17 protein-coding genes are annotated in these 17,758 nt (G+C 63.4%); 5 read left to right on the top strand and 12 right to left on the bottom strand.

Features of this window, described 5'->3' with window-relative positions:
- Positions 1–45: 45 nt before the first annotated feature.
- Positions 46–576, bottom strand: coding sequence for a ferritin-like domain-containing protein (locus tag E2H86_RS03045; RefSeq protein WP_133325154.1), 531 nt, complete (start codon positions 574–576; stop codon positions 46–48).
- 45 nt (positions 577–621) lie between these two features.
- Positions 622–963, bottom strand: coding sequence for an osmotically-inducible lipoprotein OsmE (gene osmE, locus E2H86_RS03040; RefSeq protein WP_133324592.1), 342 nt, complete (start codon positions 961–963; stop codon positions 622–624).
- A gap of 124 nt (positions 964–1,087) precedes the next feature.
- Between osmE and E2H86_RS03035 the strand changes: the two genes are divergently transcribed.
- The 3 genes from E2H86_RS03035 (at position 1,088) to E2H86_RS03025 (ending at position 3,397) form a co-directional block, all read left to right on the top strand.
- Positions 1,088–1,978 carry a lipase family alpha/beta hydrolase gene (locus tag E2H86_RS03035; protein WP_133324590.1) on the top strand — a complete coding sequence of 297 codons (891 nt, stop codon included), beginning with the start codon at positions 1,088–1,090 and terminating at the stop codon, positions 1,976–1,978.
- Between the two features lie 67 nt (positions 1,979–2,045).
- Positions 2,046–2,318 (top strand): PsiF family protein, encoded by a 273-nt coding sequence (locus E2H86_RS03030; protein ID WP_133324588.1) that lies wholly within the window; start codon positions 2,046–2,048, stop codon positions 2,316–2,318.
- Between the two features lie 71 nt (positions 2,319–2,389).
- A complete protein-coding gene (locus tag E2H86_RS03025) occupies positions 2,390–3,397 on the top strand; it encodes an AI-2E family transporter (RefSeq protein WP_133324586.1) in 1,008 nt (335 codons plus the stop codon).
- A gap of 125 nt (positions 3,398–3,522) precedes the next feature.
- Here the strand turns inward: E2H86_RS03025 and E2H86_RS03020 are convergent, their stop codons facing one another.
- Positions 3,523–4,797, bottom strand: a complete 1,275-nt coding sequence (locus tag E2H86_RS03020) for an Hsp70 family protein (protein WP_133324584.1) — start codon at positions 4,795–4,797, stop codon at positions 3,523–3,525.
- A gap of 163 nt (positions 4,798–4,960) precedes the next feature.
- On the opposite strand from E2H86_RS03020, the gene cbpA reads away from it, so the two are divergent.
- Together cbpA and E2H86_RS03010 are read left to right on the top strand one after the other, a co-directional pair.
- A complete protein-coding gene (gene cbpA / locus E2H86_RS03015) occupies positions 4,961–5,917 on the top strand; it encodes a curved DNA-binding protein (protein ID WP_133324582.1) in 957 nt (318 codons plus the stop codon).
- A gap of 2 nt (positions 5,918–5,919) precedes the next feature.
- Positions 5,920–6,225 carry a chaperone modulator CbpM gene (locus E2H86_RS03010; protein WP_133324580.1) on the top strand — a complete coding sequence of 102 codons (306 nt, stop codon included), beginning with the start codon at positions 5,920–5,922 and terminating at the stop codon, positions 6,223–6,225.
- Positions 6,226–6,357: 132 nt separating this feature from the next.
- Here the strand turns inward: E2H86_RS03010 and E2H86_RS03005 are convergent, their stop codons facing one another.
- The 9 genes from E2H86_RS03005 to E2H86_RS02960 form a co-directional block, all read right to left on the bottom strand.
- Positions 6,358–6,873 carry a GNAT family N-acetyltransferase gene (locus E2H86_RS03005; RefSeq protein ID WP_133324578.1) on the bottom strand — a complete coding sequence of 172 codons (516 nt, stop codon included), beginning with the start codon at positions 6,871–6,873 and terminating at the stop codon, positions 6,358–6,360.
- A 31-nt stretch (positions 6,874–6,904) separates the two neighbouring features.
- Positions 6,905–7,603 carry an urea ABC transporter ATP-binding subunit UrtE gene (urtE, locus tag E2H86_RS03000; RefSeq protein ID WP_133324577.1) on the bottom strand — a complete coding sequence of 233 codons (699 nt, stop codon included), beginning with the start codon at positions 7,601–7,603 and terminating at the stop codon, positions 6,905–6,907.
- Between the two features lie 19 nt (positions 7,604–7,622).
- Complete coding sequence (urtD, locus tag E2H86_RS02995; RefSeq protein WP_196171981.1) at positions 7,623–8,480, bottom strand: urea ABC transporter ATP-binding protein UrtD; 858 nt, start codon at positions 8,478–8,480, stop codon at positions 7,623–7,625.
- Positions 8,477–9,556: an urea ABC transporter permease subunit UrtC gene (gene urtC, locus E2H86_RS02990; protein ID WP_133324575.1), complete on the bottom strand. Its 1,080-nt coding sequence runs from the start codon at positions 9,554–9,556 to the stop codon at positions 8,477–8,479. The genes urtD and urtC overlap by 4 nt, the downstream gene beginning before the upstream one ends.
- Positions 9,556–11,067: an urea ABC transporter permease subunit UrtB gene (gene urtB / locus E2H86_RS02985; protein ID WP_397466175.1), complete on the bottom strand. Its 1,512-nt coding sequence runs from the start codon at positions 11,065–11,067 to the stop codon at positions 9,556–9,558. Before urtB ends, urtC begins: the two co-directional genes overlap by 1 nt.
- A gap of 97 nt (positions 11,068–11,164) precedes the next feature.
- A complete protein-coding gene (gene urtA, locus E2H86_RS02980; protein WP_133324571.1) occupies positions 11,165–12,430 on the bottom strand; it encodes an urea ABC transporter substrate-binding protein in 1,266 nt (421 codons plus the stop codon).
- Positions 12,431–12,619: 189 nt separating this feature from the next.
- On the bottom strand, positions 12,620–14,026 hold the full coding sequence (cycA, locus tag E2H86_RS02975) for a D-serine/D-alanine/glycine transporter (protein WP_133324569.1): 1,407 nt from the start codon (positions 14,024–14,026) through the stop codon (positions 12,620–12,622).
- 233 nt (positions 14,027–14,259) lie between these two features.
- Positions 14,260–15,627: a PepSY-associated TM helix domain-containing protein gene (locus E2H86_RS02965; protein WP_133324567.1), complete on the bottom strand. Its 1,368-nt coding sequence runs from the start codon at positions 15,625–15,627 to the stop codon at positions 14,260–14,262.
- Positions 15,628–15,685: 58 nt separating this feature from the next.
- Positions 15,686–17,752, bottom strand: coding sequence for a TonB-dependent copper receptor (locus E2H86_RS02960; RefSeq protein WP_133324565.1), 2,067 nt, complete (start codon positions 17,750–17,752; stop codon positions 15,686–15,688).
- Positions 17,753–17,758 lie beyond the last annotated feature (6 nt).

The raw sequence follows: 17,758 nt of genomic DNA, 5'->3' as shown, positions 1-17,758 counted from the left end.
AAGGGCCGCTGCGAATGCCCCGACGAGCACTCGCAGCCCCCTCAATCACAGCCCCTGCAGCAAGTCCGACATGTCGTCGGCGTGCTCTTCTTCCTGAGCCAGGATGTCCTCGAAGATGCGCCGTGTGGTCGGATCCTTGTCGCCGATGTACTGGATGATCTCGCGGTAGCTGTCGATGGCGATACGCTCGGCCACCAAGTCTTCCAGCACCATTTCCTTGAGCGTGCTGCCTGCCACGTACTGGGCATGGGCGTTCTTGCTCAGATTATCCGGGTTGAAGTCCGGCTCGCCACCGAGCTGCACGATGCGTTCGGCCAATTTATCGGCATGCTCGCTTTCCTGGTTGGCGTGTTCTAGGAATTCCGCAGCCGCCACGCTGGCCTTGATACCGCTGGCCATGAAGTAGTGACGTTTGTAGCGCAGGACGCAGACCAGCTCGGTGGCTAGGGATTCGTTGAGCAAGGTGATGATGCGCTCGCGGTCGGCGTGATAACCCTCGGTCACGGCGCCATTTTCCACGTGCTGGCGAGCACGCTGGCGCAGGGTTTGCACATCGGTCAGTTCAGTGGCGTTCATGTTCATCTCCGAAAGAATCAGGGTGGTCATGGGGAGTCTCGAGACTTATGCGCCGTGGGCGGCGTCGCTGTCTTCTTGGCGTTGTTTGCAGGTCTTGAAGCCCTTGGCATCGACATGCCCGGTGGCGTCGAAGCGCACGTAGTAGGGCTGCTGATGGCCGTCGCGGTTGAGGATGTAGTCATTGCAGGTGCCGCCGTGGGGGAGGTCGGTAGCACTGGACGGGCTGCCACCGATGGCGATGACCTTTTGCATGGTCATACCGTTCTCCACTTGCTTGACCAGCGGCTCATCACGGTAGGTGACATAGTCCACCGGGTTTTCCGGGCGGCTGCCGCAGGCGGCCAGGGTGGCGCTAGCCAGAAGGACTGCCAGGGTCTGCTTGTACATGGTCCCGCTCCTTGCTCAAGGGTCTGTTCAGGTTTGGAACCTCAGGCAGCGCCGGGAGTTCGATTGCGATAGCCATTGGCCGCACGCTAAGGTGGTAGCTGCGTCCATCGGAAGGGGCAGGTGAATGAGTCAGGAACTGGCTACGCGATACCCGTTGGTCCTGGTACCAGGCATGCTCGGTTTCGTACGCGTGCTGCTCTACCCCTACTGGTTCGGGATCGTGCCGGCGCTACGCAAGGGCGGGGCGCAGGTGTTCCCCGTGCAGGTGTCGCCGCTGCATTCCAACGAGGTGCGGGGTGAGCAGTTGCTGGCGATCATCGAAGACATCTGCCAGCGCACGGGTGCCGACAAGGTCAATCTGATCGGTCATAGCCAGGGCGCGCTCAATGCCCGCTACGCCGCCGCCAAGCGCCCCTGGCGGGTAGCTTCGGTGACCTCGGTGGCCGGGCCCAACCATGGTTCGGAACTGGCCGACCACCTGTCGCGCAGGGCGCCAGGCGACTCGCCCCAAGGGCGCTTGCTCAAGGCAGCACTGCACGCCTGGGCGCGTCTGCAGATGTGGCTGGAGACCGGCTGGCGCCGCGAGCCGTTACCCCTTGATGTGCACGCTTCGCACCAGTCCCTTACCAGTGCCGGGGTGGCGTTGTTCAACCAGGCTTATCCACAGGGGCTGCCCGATACCTGGGGCGGCAACGGGCCGGCCGAGGTGAACGGGGTGCGCTACTACTCCTGGTCCGGCACTGTACAGAAAGGTCGCACCGACCAGGGGCGCAACCGTTTCGATGGCAGCAGTTATTTCTGCAGGTTGTTCGCCCGCAGCTTCGTCAAGGAAAAGGGCCAGTGCGACGGCATGGTCGGGCGCTTCAGCTCCCATCTGGGCCAGGTGATTGGCGACGACTATCCGCTCGATCACCTGGACATCGTCAATCAGTCGCTCGGCGCAGTGGGCAAGGGGGCCGAGCCGCTGCGCCTGTTCACCGAACATGCCGCCCGGCTCAAGGCTGCGGGACTCTAGTGGGAAATCCTTGTCTACACTCACGCTCAGCTCCGCACACCGGGCGCGGAGAAAAGGAGACCGCTCCATGAAAATGTTGCACGTACCTTTGCTGGTGTTGGGGATGCTGATCGGTGCGCAGGGATTTGCCGCCACCGCGCAACAGGAAAAGATGAAAACCTGCAATGCCGAGGCCACCGAGCAGACGCTCAAAGGTGATGAGCGCAAGGCGTTCATGAGCAAATGCCTGAAGACCACCCAGCAGGAAAAGATGAAAATCTGCAATGCCAAAGCCACCGAGCAGACGCTCAAAGGCGACGAGCGCAAGGCGTTCATGAGCGACTGCCTGAAGAAGAAGTGAGTTGCGCCTATGCCTACACCGCCAAGGCTGGCAGACTGCGGGTCTGTCCTGTTGTCTGCCGCTGAGGCTGTATGACCTTTACCCCCCGCCAGATCACCCTGGCCAGCTGGATCATCGTGTTCGCCGGCCTGCTCCTGGCCCTACCCCTGAAATTGCTGCCCAGTCTTCTGGCCGGGTTGCTGGTGTTCGAGCTGGTGAACATGCTCACCCCGCGTTTGCAGCCGTTGATCGCCGGTCAGCGCGCCCGCTGGCTGGCGGTGGCCCTGCTCGGCACCCTGGTAGTCACGACCCTCACCTTGCTGATCGCCGGCGCATTCAGCTTTCTGCTGCATGAAGCAGAGAACCCTGGCGCCTCGCTGGACAAGTTCATGGCCCTGGTCGAGCGTGCCCGCGGCCAGTTGCCGCCGTTCATCGAGGGTTACTTGCCGGCCAGTGCTGCCGAGTTCAAGGTCGCCATCGGCGACTGGTTGAAGAGTCACCTGGGGGAATTGCAACTGGTCGGCAAGGGCATGGCGCACATGTTCGTCACCTTGCTGATCGGCATGATCCTCGGCGCGATCGTCGCCTTGCAGCGGATTCCCGATATCTCACGGCGCAAGCCGCTGGCCGCGGCATTGTTCGAGCGCCTGAGCCTGTTGGTGCGGGCATTTCGCAACATCGTCTTCGCGCAGATCAAGATCTCGCTGCTGAACACTACCTTCACCGGTATCTTTCTGGCGGTGGTGCTGCCGCTGTTCGGTGTGCACCTGCCGTTGACCAAGACCTTGATCGTCCTGACGTTCCTGCTCGGCCTGCTGCCGGTGATCGGCAACCTGATGTCCAACACGCTGATCACCATCGTTGGCTTGTCGCTGTCGATCTGGGTGGCGGTGGCGGCGTTGGGGTACCTGATCGTCATCCACAAGGTCGAGTATTTCCTCAACGCGCGGATCGTTGGTGGGCAGATCAGTGCCAAGTCGTGGGAGCTGCTGCTGGCGATGCTGGTGTTCGAGGCGGCGTTCGGGCTCCCTGGGGTAGTGGCGGGGCCGGTGTATTACGCCTACCTGAAGAGTGAGTTGAAGCGGGCCGAGCTGGTCTGAGTCTGTCTGTACCGGCCCTTTCGCGGGCAAGCCCGCTCCTACACGGGTAGCACTGCCCTCGAAACCGGCGCAGATCCTGTAGGAGCGGGTTTACCCGCGAAGAGGGGAGTGCAGTCAGTCGCACACTATAAGGCCGCCCCGTACCGCTTGCGCGCTTCGATTGCCAAGCCGCTGCCGATGCTACCGAAGATGTTGCCTTCGACATGCCGGGCATTCGGCAGCATCGCCGCCACACTGTTGCGCAGCGCCGGGATCCCGCTGGAACCGCCGGTGAAGAACACCGTGTCTACCTGGGTTTCGCTCACGCCGGCCTTGGCCAGCAGCTCGCTCACGCTGCCGCGCACACGCTCCAGCAGCCCCTCGATGGCCTCCTCGAACAGTACCCGGGTCAGTTCTGCGGCCAGGGCCGGCTCGACCCTGCCCAAGTCGATGTTGCGGCTCGGTTGTTCGGTCAGCTCGATCTTGCTGGCTTCCACTTCCATCGCCAGCCAGTGTCCTGCGCGCTGTTCGATCAGTCTGAACAGGCGGTCGATGCCCTGGGTGTCCTCGATGTCGTAGCGCATGCTGCCCAGGGCCAGTTGCGACTTCTGCGAATAGAGGGCGTTGATCGTGTGCCAGGTCGCCAGATTCAGGTGATAGCTGGTGGGCATCAAAGCGCCGCTCTTCATCCGGCTGCCATAGCCGAACAGCGGCATCACGCCTTGCAGGCTGAGCTGTTTGTCGAAATCGGTACCGCCGATGTGCACGCCGCCGGTTGCGAGGATGTCGCTCTGGCGTTCGGCCACCTGATGACGCTCGGGCGACAGGCGAATCAGGGTAAAGTCCGAGGTACCACCGCCGATATCGACGATGAGCACCAGCTCTTCACGGCTGATGCCCGACTCGTAGTCGAACGCTGCGGCAATGGGCTCGTACTGGAACGATACGTCCTTGAAGCCGATCTTGCGTGCCACCTCGGCCAGGGTGTCCTCGGCCTCCTGGTCAGCGGCTGGGTCCTCGTCGACGAAGAACACCGGGCGGCCCAGTACGACCTGGTCGAAACTGCGCTGGGCAGCGGCCTCGGCGCGTTTTTTCAACTCGCCGATGAACATGCCCAGCAGGTCCTTGAACGGCAGGGCGCTGCCCAGCACGCTGGTGTCGTGCTTGATCAGCTTGGACCCGAGCAGGCTCTTGAGCGAGCGCATCAGGCGGCCTTCGTAGCCTTCCAGGTACTCGTGCAGGGCCAGCCGACCGTAGACCGGGCGACGTTCCTCGATGTTGAAGAAGACCACCGAAGGCAGGGTGATCTTGCCGTCTTCCAGGGCAATCAGCGACTCGGTGCCAGGGCGGTGCCAGCCGACCGTGGAGTTGGAGGTGCCGAAGTCGATGCCGAGGGCACGGGCCGGGGATACGTCAGACATGGGAAAAAGCTTCCGGAGGCAAAACGGCCGCGCAGTGTATGCCAGTTAGCTACAGAATCAAGACCGATCGTCTGCCCCAAGACCAAGCCAAGCGAACCTTGAAAGGCTATGCTTGGCCCTTATCTTCAGATGCAACATGCAAATTCACACGGGTGATCCGTAGATGGACTTCAAAGACTATTACAAGATACTTGGCGTAGAGCCCACGGCGGACGAGAAGGCGATCAAGGCCGCGTACCGCAAGCTGGCGCGCAAGTATCACCCCGACGTCAGCAAGGAGCGTGACGCCGAAGAGAAATTCAAGGAGGCCAACGAGGCCTACGAGGTGCTCGGCGATGCCGAGAAGCGTGCCGAATTCGACGAGATCCGCAAGTACGGCGGCCAGCACGGCCGGCCGTTCCAGGCGCCCCCTGGCTGGGAAAGCCGCGGCGGCGCTGGCGGCGGTTTCGAGGGCGGCGACTTTTCCGATTTCTTCAGCTCGATCTTCGGCGCACGTGGCGGCAATCCGTTCGGCGGTGGGCGTGGTCAACAACGCAGTGCCGGCAGGCGAGGGCAGGACGTGGAACTGGAACTGGCGATTTTCCTCGAGGAAACCCTCAGCAAGGAATCCAAGCAGATCAGTTTCCAGGTACCGCAGACCAACGCTGCCGGTCAGCGCACTGGATTCACCACCAAGACCCTGAACGTGAAGATTCCAGCCGGGGTCACCGATGGCGAGCGCATTCGTCTCAAGGGCCAGGGTGCCCCGGGCGTTGGCGGTGGAGCCAATGGCGACCTGTTCCTGACCATTCGCATGGCACCGCACCCGCTGTTCGACGTCGAAGGTCATGACCTGATCATCACCGTGCCGCTGGCGCCATGGGAGGCCGCGCTGGGCACCAAGGTGGCCGTGCCGACCCTGACCGGCAAGATCAACCTGACCATCCGCCCCGACAGCCAGAGCGGTCAGCGCCTGCGTGTGCCGGGCATGGGTCTGGCCAACAAGAAAGGCGAGCGTGGCAACCTCTACGCGCAGCTGAAGGTGGTGATGCCGCCGACTTCCGACGAGTCTGTCCGCGAACTGTGGACCAAGCTTTCCGAGAAAGCGGCGTTCGATCCGAGGACACAATGGAGTAAATGATCATGAGCAGCACCCTGATCGTTCAACTGGATATGCGTACCCTTTGTCAGGAAGCCGATATCACGGCTGACTATGTGATCGAGATCGTCGAGCACGGGATCGTCGAACCGTTGGGGCGAACGCCGGAAGACTGGCTGTTCGATGATCAGGCGCCGCTCGTGGCCAAGCGCGCGGCGAAGCTGCACCAGGAGCTTGAACTCGAATGGGAAGGCGTGGCGCTGGCGCTGGAGCTGCTGCAGGAAGTGCAGCAGCTGCGGAGCGAGAACAGCATGTTGCGCCAGCGCCTGGGGCGGTTTACCCAGATGTGAATTTGATTGCCTGCACCGGCCTCTTCGCGGGACAAGCCCGCTCCCACAGGTACCCCACCATTTTCAGATTCAGTGGGGTGCTTGTGGGAGCGGGCTTGTCCCGCGAAGAGGCCGCTGCAGGCAGTGCAGAATTCAAGCGGGCTCAGCCCCTGGGTTCAACAGCAACTGCATGAAGGTCAAATCCAGCCAGCGCCCGAACTTCACCCCTACCTGCGGCATCTGCCCGGTGACCACGAACCCCAGCCGTTCATGCAGGCGCACCGACGCCGCATTGCCGCTTTCGATGGCCGCCACCATCACATGCTTGCCGCAACCCCGTGCCCGCTCGATCAATGCCGCCATCAACCGAGGCCCCAGCCCCCTGCCGCGCTGATCGTCGCGCACATAGACCGAATGTTCGACCGTCAGGCGGAATCCTTCGAATGGTCGCCAGTCGCCGAACGAGGCATAGCCCAGCACGCCACTGTCATCCACCGCCACCAGGATCGGATAGCCCTGTTCGGCGCGGGCGGCGAACCATGCCTGGCGGTTGGCCAGGTCCACCGGGGTCTCGTTCCAGATCGCGGTGGTATTGCGCACTGCGTCGTTGTAGATGTCGAGGATGCCCGGCACGTCGGTGGGCAGGGCGTCGCGGATGTCGTGGCTCATTGCAGCGTCTCACAAGGTCGATGCGCGCAGATTAAATGGTTACCAGCCCGCGCACACCTTCGGCTTGCATGTTTTCACCGCGCCCGCGTTGGACGATCTCCCCGCGCGCCATGACCAGGTACTGGTCGGCCAGCTCCTCGGCAAAGTCGTAGAACTGCTCGACCAGCAGAATCGCCATGTCGCCACGCTCGGCCAGTCGGCGGATCACCGCGCCGATCTCCTTGATTACCGAGGGCTGGATGCCTTCGGTCGGTTCGTCGAGGATCAGCAGCCGGGGGCGGCTGGCCAGGGCGCGGCCAATGGCCAGTTGTTGTTGCTGGCCGCCGGACAGGTCGCCGCCACGACGCTGTTTCATCTGTTCCAGTACCGGGAACAGCTCGTAGATGAAGGCCGGGACTTCACGGGCCTCGCGGGCGCTGAAGCGTGACAGGCCCATCAGCAGGTTCTCCTCGACGGTCAGCCGCGCAAAGATCTCGCGGCCCTGGGGTACGTAGGCGATGCCGGCATGGACCCGCTGTTGTGGCTTGAGCGTGGTGATCGGCTTGCCTTCCCATTCGACGCTGCCCTCGCGGGCCGCTACCAGGCCCATCAGGCAGCGCAGCAGGGTGGTCTTGCCGACGCCGTTGCGCCCGAGCAGGCAGGTGACTTCGCCGACCTTGGCCTCGAAGGACAGGCCGCGCAGGATGTGGCTGCCGCCGTAGTATTGGTGCAGGCTGTCGATTTTCAGCATGTTTTGTCCTTGGTATTGATCAGCGGCCCAGGTAAACCTCGACCACCCGTTCATCGGCCTGGACCTGCTCCAGCGAGCCCTCCGCCAGCACACTGCCCTGGTGCAAGACAGTGACGTGGTCGGCGATGCTGCCGACGAAGCCCATGTCGTGCTCCACCACCATCAGCGAATGGCTGCCGGCCAGGCCTTTGAACAGTTCGGCGGTGAATTCAGTCTCGGCATCGGTCATGCCTGCCACCGGCTCATCGAGCAGCAGCAGCCGCGGCTCCTGGACCAGCAGCATGCCGATTTCGAGGAATTGCTTCTGCCCGTGGGAAAGCAGGCCCGCCTGGCGCTGGGCCAGGGGCAGCAGGCGCAGGGTGGTCAATACCTCTTCGATGCGAGTCTGCTGCTCACCGCTCAAGCGCGCGGCCAGGCTTGCCCATACCGACTTGTCGGCCTTGAGTGCCAGCTCCAGGTTCTCGAACACCGTCAGCGCCTCGAACACCGTGGGCTTCTGGAACTTGCGACCGATGCCGGCCTGGGCGATCTGGTATTCGCTCATGCGGGTCAGGTCGAGGGTGTCGCCGAAATATGCGCTGCCGGTGTCGGGGCGGGTCTTGCCGGTGATCACGTCCATCATCGTGGTCTTGCCGGCACCGTTGGGGCCGATGATGCAACGCAACTCGCCCACGCCGATGTAGAGGTTGAGGGCATGGAGTGCCTTGAAACCGTCGAAACTGACGCTGATGTCCTCGAGGCTCAGCACCGTGCCATGCCGGGTGTCCAGGCCGGCTTTGCGAGCATGGCCGAGGCCGATGGCCTCGCGGCCGCTGCCCAGTTGGTCGAAGACCGGTTCGAGCATGAATTCCGGGTGTACCGGGGGCAGGCCTTTCATGACTGGCTCCTTTTCTTCAGCAAGCCGACGACGCCCTTGGGCAGGTACAGCGTGACGAGGATGAACAGCGCGCCGAGGAAGAACAGCCAGAACTCCGGGAACGCCACGGTGAACCAGCTCTTCATGCCATTGACCAGGCCGGCGCCGAGCAGTGGACCGATCAGCGTGCCACGACCGCCGAGGGCGACCCATACCGCGGCCTCGATGGAGTTGGTCGGCGACATCTCGCTGGGGTTGATGATGCCCACCTGGGGTACGTACAACGCACCGGCCAGGCCGCACAACACAGCGCTCAGCACCCACACCAGCAGCTTGAAGCCACGCGGATCGTAGCCGCAGAACATCAATCGGTTCTCGGCATCGCGCACGGCGGTGAGCAGGCGCCCGAATTTACTGGTGGTCAGTCTCCAGCACAGGTACAGGCTGGCCAGCAGCAGGCCGACAGTGAGCGTGAACAGCACCGCCCGGGTTCCTGGGGCGGCGATGTCGAAGCCGAGGATGCTGCGAAAGCTGGTAAAGCCGTTGTTGCCGCCGAATCCGGTCTCGTTGCGGAAGAACAGCAGCATGCCGGCGAAGGTCAGGGCCTGGGTCATGATCGAGAAGTACACGCCCTTGATCCGCGAACGGAAGGCGAACCAGCCGAACACCAGGGCCAGCAGTCCTGGGGCGAGCACCGCCAGGCACAGAGCCCAGGCGAAGTGCTGGGTGCCGGCCCAGTACCAGGGCAGTTCGGTCCACGACAGAAAGGTCATGAAGCCTGGCAGCCCATCGCCTGCGGCCTGACGCATCAGGTACATGCCCATGGCATAGCCACCCAGGGCGAAGAACAGGCCATGGCCGAGCGAGAGCAAGCCGGCATAGCCCCATACCAGGTCCAGGGCGAGGGCCACGATGGCGTAGCAGAGCACCTTGCCAACCAGAGTCAGGGTGTAAGCCGAGACCTGCAGGGCATGGTCGGCCGGCAGCAGCGACAGCAGCGGCAGGGCCAACAGCAGCAGGACGACGACGGTGCCGATGGCCAGCGACAGGCGCGGTCCGGCTTTTTGCGCAGCGGTGACAAGCAGAGGCTGGTTCATCAGTCGATTACCCGTCCCTTGAGGGCGAACAGGCCTTGCGGACGCTTCTGGATGAACAGAATGATCAACGCAAGGATGAGGATCTTGCCAAGCACCGCACCGATCTGCGGCTCCAGCAGCTTGTTGGCTATCCCGAGGCCGAATGCCGCCCACAGGCTGCCGGCCAGTTGCCCGACACCGCCGAGCACCACCACCAGGAACGAGTCGATGATGTAGCTCTGGCCCAGGTCCGGACCGACGTTGCCGACCTGGCTCAAAGCCACCCCGCCCAGCCCGGCGATGCCTGAGCCGAGGCCGAAGGCGAGCATGTCGACGCGGCCGGTGGACACTCCGCAGCAGGCGGCCATGTTGCGGTTCTGGGTGACGGCGCGCACGTTCAGGCCCAAACGGGTGCGGTTGAGCAGCAGCCAGGTAAGCAGCACCACGGCCAGGGCGAAGCCGATGATCACCAGGCGGTTGTACGGCAGCACCAGGTTGGGCAGCAACTGGATGCCACCGGACAACCAGGTCGGGTTGCTGACCTCGACGTTCTGAGCGCCGAACAGCAGACGGATGGCCTGGATGAGGATCAGGCTGATGCCCCAGGTTGCCAGCAGCGTTTCCAGTGGACGGCCATAGAGGTGGCGGATGATCGTGCGCTCCAGCGCCATGCCGACCCCGGCGCTGACGGCGAAGGCCACCGGCAGCGCAATCAATGGGTAGAACTCGATCGCGCCGGGGGCGTAGCGCTGTACCAGCACCTGAACCATGTAGGTGCTGTAGGCCCCGAGCATCAACATCTCGCCATGGGCCATGTTGATGACCCCGAGCAGGCCGAAGGTAATGGCCAGCCCCAGTGCCGCCAGCAGCAGGATCGAGCCCAGCGACAGGCCGCTGAAGGCTTGGCCGAGCAACTCGCCGAACAGCAGCTTGCGTTTGACCTGGGCAAGGCTGGTTTCGGCGGCGTTGCGCACATTGGCATCGGTCTCGGCGCCGTCCTGCAGCAACGCTTCGAGGCGGGTGCGCGCCAGTGGGTCACCGGTTTCGCCGAGCAGGCGAACGGCGGCCAGACGTACCGAGGGCTCGCTGGCACCCAGTTGCAGATTGGCCAGGGCCAGACTGAGGGCGGCCTGCACGGCAGGGTCGGTTTCAATGGCGAAGCGCCGATCGAGGTAGGCCATCTGCGCCGGCTTTGCGCTTTTCTGCAGTTGCTGAGCCGCGGCCAGGCGCACGGTGTTGTCATCGCTGAGCAGTTGGTGGCTGGCCAGGGCGTTGTCGATCAGACCACGCAAGCGGTTGTTCAGACGCACCTTGCGGCTGTCGTCGGCGGCGATGCGGCCCTGGCGCAGGTTTTCCAGCAGCACCAGGCGTCCGGCATCGGGTTGCGCCGCCCAGCCTTCGAGCAGGCGGGCTTGCTCGGTGGGCTTGGCGGTGAGGAAGAATTCGCCCTCGCTGGCCTGGGTTGCCAGGGGCAGCAGGAGCAGGAGGGTGAGCAGGAATCTGAGCATGCGAGCAATCCTGGAAATCGGCAGTGGATTCTTCGCGGGACAAGCCCGCTCCCACAGTTGACCGGTGTACTGGTGGGAGCGGGCTTGTCCCGCGAATGGGCTGCAAGGCAGCCCCGTGCACTCAGTTGGCTTTCACCGCGTAGTCAGGCCGCTTGTCGTTGCCTGGAATGAACGGGCTCCAGGGTTGGGCCCGCAGCGGTTGCTCGGTCTCCCAGACGACGCTGAACTGCCCGTCGTCCTGGATCTCGCCGATCATCACCGGCTTGTGCAGGTGGTGGTTGGTCTTGTCCATGGTCAGGGTGAAGCCGGACGGTGCCTTGAAGGTCTGGCCGGCGAGGGCCTCGCGGACCTTGTCGACATCGGTGGACTTGGCCTTCTCCACCGCTTGTGCCCACATGTGGATGCCGACGTAGGTGGCTTCCATCGGATCGTTGGTCACGGCCTTGTCGGCGCCCGGCAGGTTCTTGGCCTTGGCATAGGCCTTCCAATCGGCGACGAACTGCTGGTTGACCGGGTTGTCGACCGATTCGAAGTAGTTCCACGCGGCCAGGTGGCCGACCAGCGGCTTGGTGTCGATGCCGCGCAGTTCTTCCTCGCCTACCGAGAACGCCACCACCGGCACATCGGTGGCTTTCAGGCCCTGGTTGGCCAATTCCTTGTAGAACGGTACGTTGGAGTCGCCGTTGACGGTGGAGATCACCGCGGTCTTGCCGCCGGCGGAGAACTTCTTGATGTTGGCGACGATGGTCTGGTAATCGCTGTGGCCAAACGGGGTGTACACCTCCTCGATATCCTTGTCGGCCACGCCTTTGCTGTGCAGGAAGGCACGCAGGATCTTGTTGGTGGTGCGTGGATAGACGTAGTCGGTGCCCAGCAGGAAGAAGCGCTTGGCGCCGCCGCCGTCTTCGCTCATCAGGTATTCCACTGCCGGGATTGCCTGCTGGTTCGGTGCGGCGCCGGTGTAGAAGACATTGGGCGACATCTCCTCACCCTCGTACTGCACTGGGTAGAACAACAGCCCGTTGAGTTCTTCGAATACTGGCAGCACCGATTTGCGCGACACCGAGGTCCAGCAGCCGAACACCACCGCGACCTTGTCCTGAGTCAGCAACTGACGGCTCTTCTCGGCGAACAGCGGCCAGTTCGATGCAGGGTCCACCACGACGGGTTCAAGCAGTTTGCCGTTGACACCGCCTTTGGCGTTGATCTGCTCGATGGTCATCAGCGCCATGTCCTTGAGCGACGTCTCGGAAATCGCCATGGTCCCCGACAGCGAATGCAGGATGCCGACCTTGATGGTCTCGGCGGCCTGGATGCTCCAGCTCAGGCCCATCGCCGCGATCGATGCGCTGAGGGTAAAGGCCTTGATCAGACTGCGACGCTTCATGTGCTCTCTCCGATGAGTTCTTTTTTGGTGTTGGCCAAGCGGAGAGGGCCATTGCAAGGGGTGTGCCGGGTGGCAAAAGGGGCAGGATAGAGCGGTTGTGCGAGGTGTTGGGGCGTGACGGCGGTCGAGGTTGGTGCCTGGCATATTTGTGTGCACAGCATTGGGGCTGCAAAGCAGCCCCAAATTCAATCAGCCGTTACGCACAGCGGTGCGCGGATGGCGCTTGCTGCGGACGAACTGGTAAGTGACTGCCAGCAGCACGAACCAGATGGGGGTGACGATCAGGGCCGAACGGGTGTCGGCTTCCAGGCTCAGCAGCACCAGGATGAACGCGAAGAACGCCAGGCACACATAGCACATGAAGCGCCCGCCCGGCATCTTGTAGCTCGATGCCTGGTGCAGCGGTGCACGGTGCTTGCGGTAGCTGAGGTAGGACAGCAGGATCAGCGTCCAGACGAACATGAACAGCACCGCCGACACGGTGGTGACCAAGGTGAATGCTTCGACCACATCGGGTACCAGATAGATCAGCACGGCGCCCAGCAACAGGCAGGTGCACGAGAAGAACAGGCCGTTGGCCGGCACGGCGCGGCGCGAGAGTCGTTCGAATGCCCGGGGGGCATCGCCCTCCTGGGCCAGACCGTAGAGCATGCGGCTGGTGGAGAACACGCCGCTGTTGGCCGAAGAGGCCGCTGAGGTCAGCACCACGAAGTTGATGATGCTCGCCGCTGCCGGCAGCCCTGCCAGTACGAACAACTCGACGAACGGACTCTTGCCCGGTACCACGTCGCGCCATGGCGTCACCGCCATGATCGCGATCAAGGCCAACACGTAGAACACGATGATCCGCACCGGGATCGAGTTGATCGCCCGTGGCAGCGTGCGTTCCGGGTTTTTCGCCTCGGCGGCGGTGGTGCCCACCAACTCGATGCCGACGAAAGCGAACACCGCGATCTGGAAACCGGCGAAGAACCCCATCAGGCCGTTGGGGAACATGCCGCCGTCATTCCACAGGTTGGCCAACTGCGCGGTGCTGCCGTTGGGCGAGGTAAAGCCGGTGACCACCATGTACAGGCCGGTGGCGACCAGGCCGAGAATGGCGACGATCTTGATCAGGGCAAACCAGAACTCCAGTTCACCGAACATCTTCACCGTCACCAGGTTCAGCGACAGCAACAGGGCCACGCACGCCAGCGCCGGTATCCACTGGGGCAATTCGGGAAACCAGAACTGCGTGTAGGCAGCGATCGCCACCACATCGGCGATACCGGTGACGACCCAGCAGAACCAGTAGGTCCAGCCAGTGAAATAGCCTGCCCAGGGACCGAGCAGGTCGGCGGAGAAGTCGATGAACGACTTGTAATTGAGGTTCGATAGCAGCAGCTCGCCCATCGCGCGCATGACGAAGAACAGCATGAAGCCGATGATCATGTAGACGAACAGGATCGACGGCCCGGCCAGGCTGATGGTCTTGCCCGAGCCCATGAACAAACCGGTACCGATGGCGCCGCCAATGGCGATCAGCTGGATGTGGCGATTGGTCAGGTTGCGCTGCAGATGCTGGTCATCTGGCGCCGTGGGTGAAGTGTGCATCATTAAGCTGCATTCCCTTGAGATTCAGTCTTCTTGTGTGAAACAGCCGGCTAGGCTAACACGGGCGTCCCAATTCGGGGCGCGACAGATCGACTCGACTTTTGGGTAACAGTATTTCTCATGCGTGGGTCTATTCGCGGGTAAACCCGCTCCTACAGGTACGGTACAGGCTTGGAAATCGGAGCTGTATCTGTGGGAGCGGGTTCACCCGCGAAGAGGCCGGTGCAGGCGAAAACTCAGACGCTGACCAGCAGCCGACGGCGCCTCACCACTACGCTATCGACCACCCACATGACCACCATCGACACCCCCACCAGCGGGAACATCACGCCCAGTACCAGCATCACTCCGACGGCAGTCTTCCAGCGCGGCAGGTCATGACGTAGCGGCGGTACGCCTAAGCCACCCCGGGGCCTGCGCTTCCACCACATCACCAGCCCGCTCACCGAGCCCAGCAGGATCATCAGGCACACCAGCAGGATGAGGATCTGGTTCAGCGGACCGAACATCTTGCCCTCATGCAGCATCACGCCCAGCTCGGTCGCCCGTGCCACGGTGGGATAGTCCGCCCAGCGCACATCGGCCAGGACCTTTCCGGTGTACTGGTCGACATGCAAGGTGGCATCGTTACGCGGATCGTCGGCGAACACCGAAATGGTGAAAACACCTTCGGCGGTGGTCGGCACGGTGATGCTATAGCCTGGCTCGACGTGACGTGCGGTGGCGATGTCCTCGACCTGTTGCAGGGTGATCTGCGGGGCGGCCGGCAGGTCGGACATCATGTGGTGCCCGGCATGTTCGGCATGGGCACCGGACTGCGGCATCGGTGTATTCTCCAGTGCCCAGGGTACGGTCTGACGGTGGGCGCTGTTCAGTTCGCGCGCCTGCTGGTCCGACTTCGGCACGTCGTTCCACATCGCTGCCGGGAAGCGATTCCACAGGTCGGCGTACTGCTTGCCCCAGAGACCCGTCCAGGTCATGCCGCTGAGCAGCATCAACAGCAGCAGGGCCGAGCCCCAGAAACCGCTGACCGCATGCAGGTCGCGCCACAGCACCCGGCCTCTGGCGCCAAGGCGCGGCCAGAGCACACCCTTGGCGTTGCGCCCGCGCGGCCACCACAGGTACAGGCCCGATACCACGAGCACGATGCCCCAGCCGGCTGCCAGCTCTACCAGGCGATCGCCGACCGTGCCGACCATCAGCTCGCCATGCAGCGCCCGGGCGATGGCCTGCAGGTTCTGCTTGCCGTCCTGCTCGCCGAGGATCTTGCCCCGGTAGGGGTCGACGAACACATTGAGCTCGCGGCCTGCCTCATGCACCACGAACTGCGCACTGCGTTCGCCATCGATCGGCGGCAGGTACTGGCCGACATGGCCTTGTGGATAAGCCTGACGCACCTCGGCGAGCAGCGTGTCGGCGCTCTGTCGGTGGTGCCCGGCTTCCACCACCATCAGGTCGCGGTACATCCACGGGTCAAGCTGGGGCTTGAACAGGTAGATGATCCCGGTGATCGCCAGCAGAATCATGAAGGGGGCGACGAACAGGCCGGCATAGAAATGCCAGCGCCAGGCCAGGTTGTAGAAAGATACGCGTGTTCCGCTCATGGGAACCTCCTGTTTGACCAGCTAAGGGGCGCGGCCACGGACGCGCCCGTCGTTGTTGTCAGAAGCTCAAATCGACCTTGGTCCAGAAGGTCCTGCCCGGCTCGTTCACCGGCTGTGGATCAGTGGCCGGGTAGCCGAACCCGGCATTCCCGGCCAGGTTCAGGTGCTCGGCGTAGGTCTTGTCGAACAGGTTGTCGACCCCTGCGCTGAGCTTGAGGTTGTTGTTGATCCTGTAGGCGCCGTTGAGCGAGAACACGCCGAACCCTGCGCTCTTGTCGTAGTCCTTGCCGACCACGTTGCCCTGGTTTTCGGCGATACGATTCTGCGCCGCCACCAACCGCCAGAGGGCACCTGCGCTCCAGGTGTCGCGGCTGTAGGTCAGGCCCAGTCGGCTTTCCAGCGGTGGCATCTGTGGCAGGGCCTTGCCGTCGCTGCTGTTCTTGCCCCAGGCATAGGCCAGCGTTGCATCGGCCTTCCATTGCTCGGTCAGCTTGTAGGCCGTGCCCAGTTCACCGCCCATGATGCGGGCGTCGATGTTCTGTGCTTGGGTGGTGCTCATGCCCATCATCCCGGTCCGGTAGTCGAACAGGATGTAGTCGCGGACCTGGCCGATGTAACCCGAGGCCCAGGCTTCCAGGCGCGCGTCGCGGTACTGGATGCCGAAGTCGAGCTGGGTGGTCTTCTCCGGCTTGATGCTGTCGAAGGCGTTGACCGAACCAGCAGGGCCCTGGTCCGGTGAGAACAGTTCCCAGTAATCGGGGAAGCGTTGGGCATGGCCAAGGCCGACGTAGGTCGTGGCTGGCAGGGCAGCCAGGTCATGCTCGTAGCGCACGAAGCCGCTGGGCAGGGTGTCGGCGCGGGTGTCCGCGTTGGTGGCGCTGTCGTCGCGGAAATCCCGCGCCGAGGCGCGGTCCAGGCGCAGACCGGTGATCAACCGATCCTCGCCGGTGGCGTACCAGGTGAGTTCGCCGAAGGCACCGTAGTTGTGGAAGTCGGCGTCCTTGGTCCAGGGTTCGTTCTTGTAGGTATCGACGCCCATGGCACTGCGTGCGCGGTGCTCGTTGGTCTGCGCGTCGAGGCCAGCGATCAGTTGTACGTCGGCCCAACGCCAGGTGGCCTTGATGCGTCCGCCCAAGGTCCGGCGGTCCACGGCGGCGGCCATGGGGCCGGCCATCATGCCGGTGCCTGACGGCGTGCGCAGACTGTAGTTGTCCATCACATGGTCGGCGTAGTTGTAGTAGACCTGCGCCTCGACCTTGTCGAGCACCTCGCCCAGGTTGGACTTTTCGAAACGCAGGCCAAGGCTTTCGCGCTTGAACTGCGCGCCGTCCATACCGCGACCCGCGTAGCGCGCTTCGCCATCGCCCTTGCCTGCGGTGAGTTCGAGCAGGGTGTCCTGGTCGGGCGTCCAGCCGAGGGTGACGTCGCCGTTCCATTTGTCCCAGCGTGAGGGCACGGTGTCGCCGTGGCCGTCCTCGTAGTCGTCGGAGCGTGACTGATTGCCGACGAAGCGCGCGTACGCCTGGCTGTTACCGGCGGCGGCATCGAGCACCTTGTCGAAGCGGCCGTTGGAGCCGGCCAGGAGGCTGGCATTGACCCGGCTGCCAAGGCTGCCGAAGCGCTCCGGCTCGCGTTCGAAGAGGATGGTGCCGGCCGAGCCGCCGGGGCCCCAGATCACACTCTGCGGGCCTTTTATCACGGTCAGGCGGTCGTAGGTTTCCGGTGAAATGTAGGAAGTCGGTGCGTCCATGCGGTTGGGGCAGGCGCCGAGCATCATGCCGCCGTTGGTGAGAATGTTCAGGCGCGAGCCGAACATGCCGCGCAGGACCGGATCGCCATTGGTGCCTCCGGCACGGATGGCGGAGAAGCCCGGGATGGTTTTGAGGTAGTCAGCGCCATCGCTGGCCGGCACCGGTTGGCGCGGATCCTTGGGGTTGGTGACCACGGTCAGCGGCGAGCTTGGCGCCAGCGCGGTGATCACCGTCGGGCTCAGTTCGGACGGTGTCTGCTCATGGCCTTCATGGCCGGGCTCGGTAGCCAGGGCCAGAGGCGCGATCAGCGAGCCGCACAACGCGGCGAAGGTCCCACGCAGGGACAGGGCGAATACAGGGGTACAGCCGGACATAGTGAT

This window comes from Pseudomonas putida, from assembly GCF_004357765.1.
In the GTDB taxonomy this organism is placed as follows: Bacteria; Pseudomonadota; Gammaproteobacteria; order Pseudomonadales; family Pseudomonadaceae; genus Aquipseudomonas; species Aquipseudomonas putida_U.
Note: the sequence above shows the minus strand (reverse complement) of the source record. Positions and strands in the feature narration are given on the sequence as shown.

What these genes read in the sequence shown, in the direction of transcription:
- cbpA (WP_133324582.1), top strand. Translation starts at nt 4,961, where the DNA reads ATGGACTTCAAAGACTATTACAAGATACTTGGCGTAGAGCCCACGGCG.
- E2H86_RS02965 (WP_133324567.1), bottom strand. Translation starts at nt 15,627, where the DNA reads ATGAGCGGAACACGCGTATCTTTCTACAACCTGGCCTGGCGCTGGCAT.
- urtD (WP_196171981.1), bottom strand. Translation starts at nt 8,480, where the DNA reads ATGAAAGGCCTGCCCCCGGTACACCCGGAATTCATGCTCGAACCGGTC.
- urtA (WP_133324571.1), bottom strand. Translation starts at nt 12,430, where the DNA reads ATGAAGCGTCGCAGTCTGATCAAGGCCTTTACCCTCAGCGCATCGATC.
- E2H86_RS03020 (WP_133324584.1), bottom strand. Translation starts at nt 4,797, where the DNA reads ATGTCTGACGTATCCCCGGCCCGTGCCCTCGGCATCGACTTCGGCACC.
- E2H86_RS03030 (WP_133324588.1), top strand. Translation starts at nt 2,046, where the DNA reads ATGAAAATGTTGCACGTACCTTTGCTGGTGTTGGGGATGCTGATCGGT.
- E2H86_RS03035 (WP_133324590.1), top strand. Translation starts at nt 1,088, where the DNA reads ATGAGTCAGGAACTGGCTACGCGATACCCGTTGGTCCTGGTACCAGGC.
- urtE (WP_133324577.1), bottom strand. Translation starts at nt 7,603, where the DNA reads ATGCTGAAAATCGACAGCCTGCACCAATACTACGGCGGCAGCCACATC.
- E2H86_RS03005 (WP_133324578.1), bottom strand. Translation starts at nt 6,873, where the DNA reads ATGAGCCACGACATCCGCGACGCCCTGCCCACCGACGTGCCGGGCATC.
- osmE (WP_133324592.1), bottom strand. Translation starts at nt 963, where the DNA reads ATGTACAAGCAGACCCTGGCAGTCCTTCTGGCTAGCGCCACCCTGGCC.
- cycA (WP_133324569.1), bottom strand. Translation starts at nt 14,026, where the DNA reads ATGATGCACACTTCACCCACGGCGCCAGATGACCAGCATCTGCAGCGC.
- E2H86_RS03045 (WP_133325154.1), bottom strand. Translation starts at nt 576, where the DNA reads ATGAACGCCACTGAACTGACCGATGTGCAAACCCTGCGCCAGCGTGCT.
- E2H86_RS03025 (WP_133324586.1), top strand. Translation starts at nt 2,390, where the DNA reads ATGACCTTTACCCCCCGCCAGATCACCCTGGCCAGCTGGATCATCGTG.
- urtC (WP_133324575.1), bottom strand. Translation starts at nt 9,556, where the DNA reads ATGAACCAGCCTCTGCTTGTCACCGCTGCGCAAAAAGCCGGACCGCGC.
- E2H86_RS02960 (WP_133324565.1), bottom strand. Translation starts at nt 17,752, where the DNA reads ATGTCCGGCTGTACCCCTGTATTCGCCCTGTCCCTGCGTGGGACCTTC.
- E2H86_RS03010 (WP_133324580.1), top strand. Translation starts at nt 5,920, where the DNA reads ATGAGCAGCACCCTGATCGTTCAACTGGATATGCGTACCCTTTGTCAG.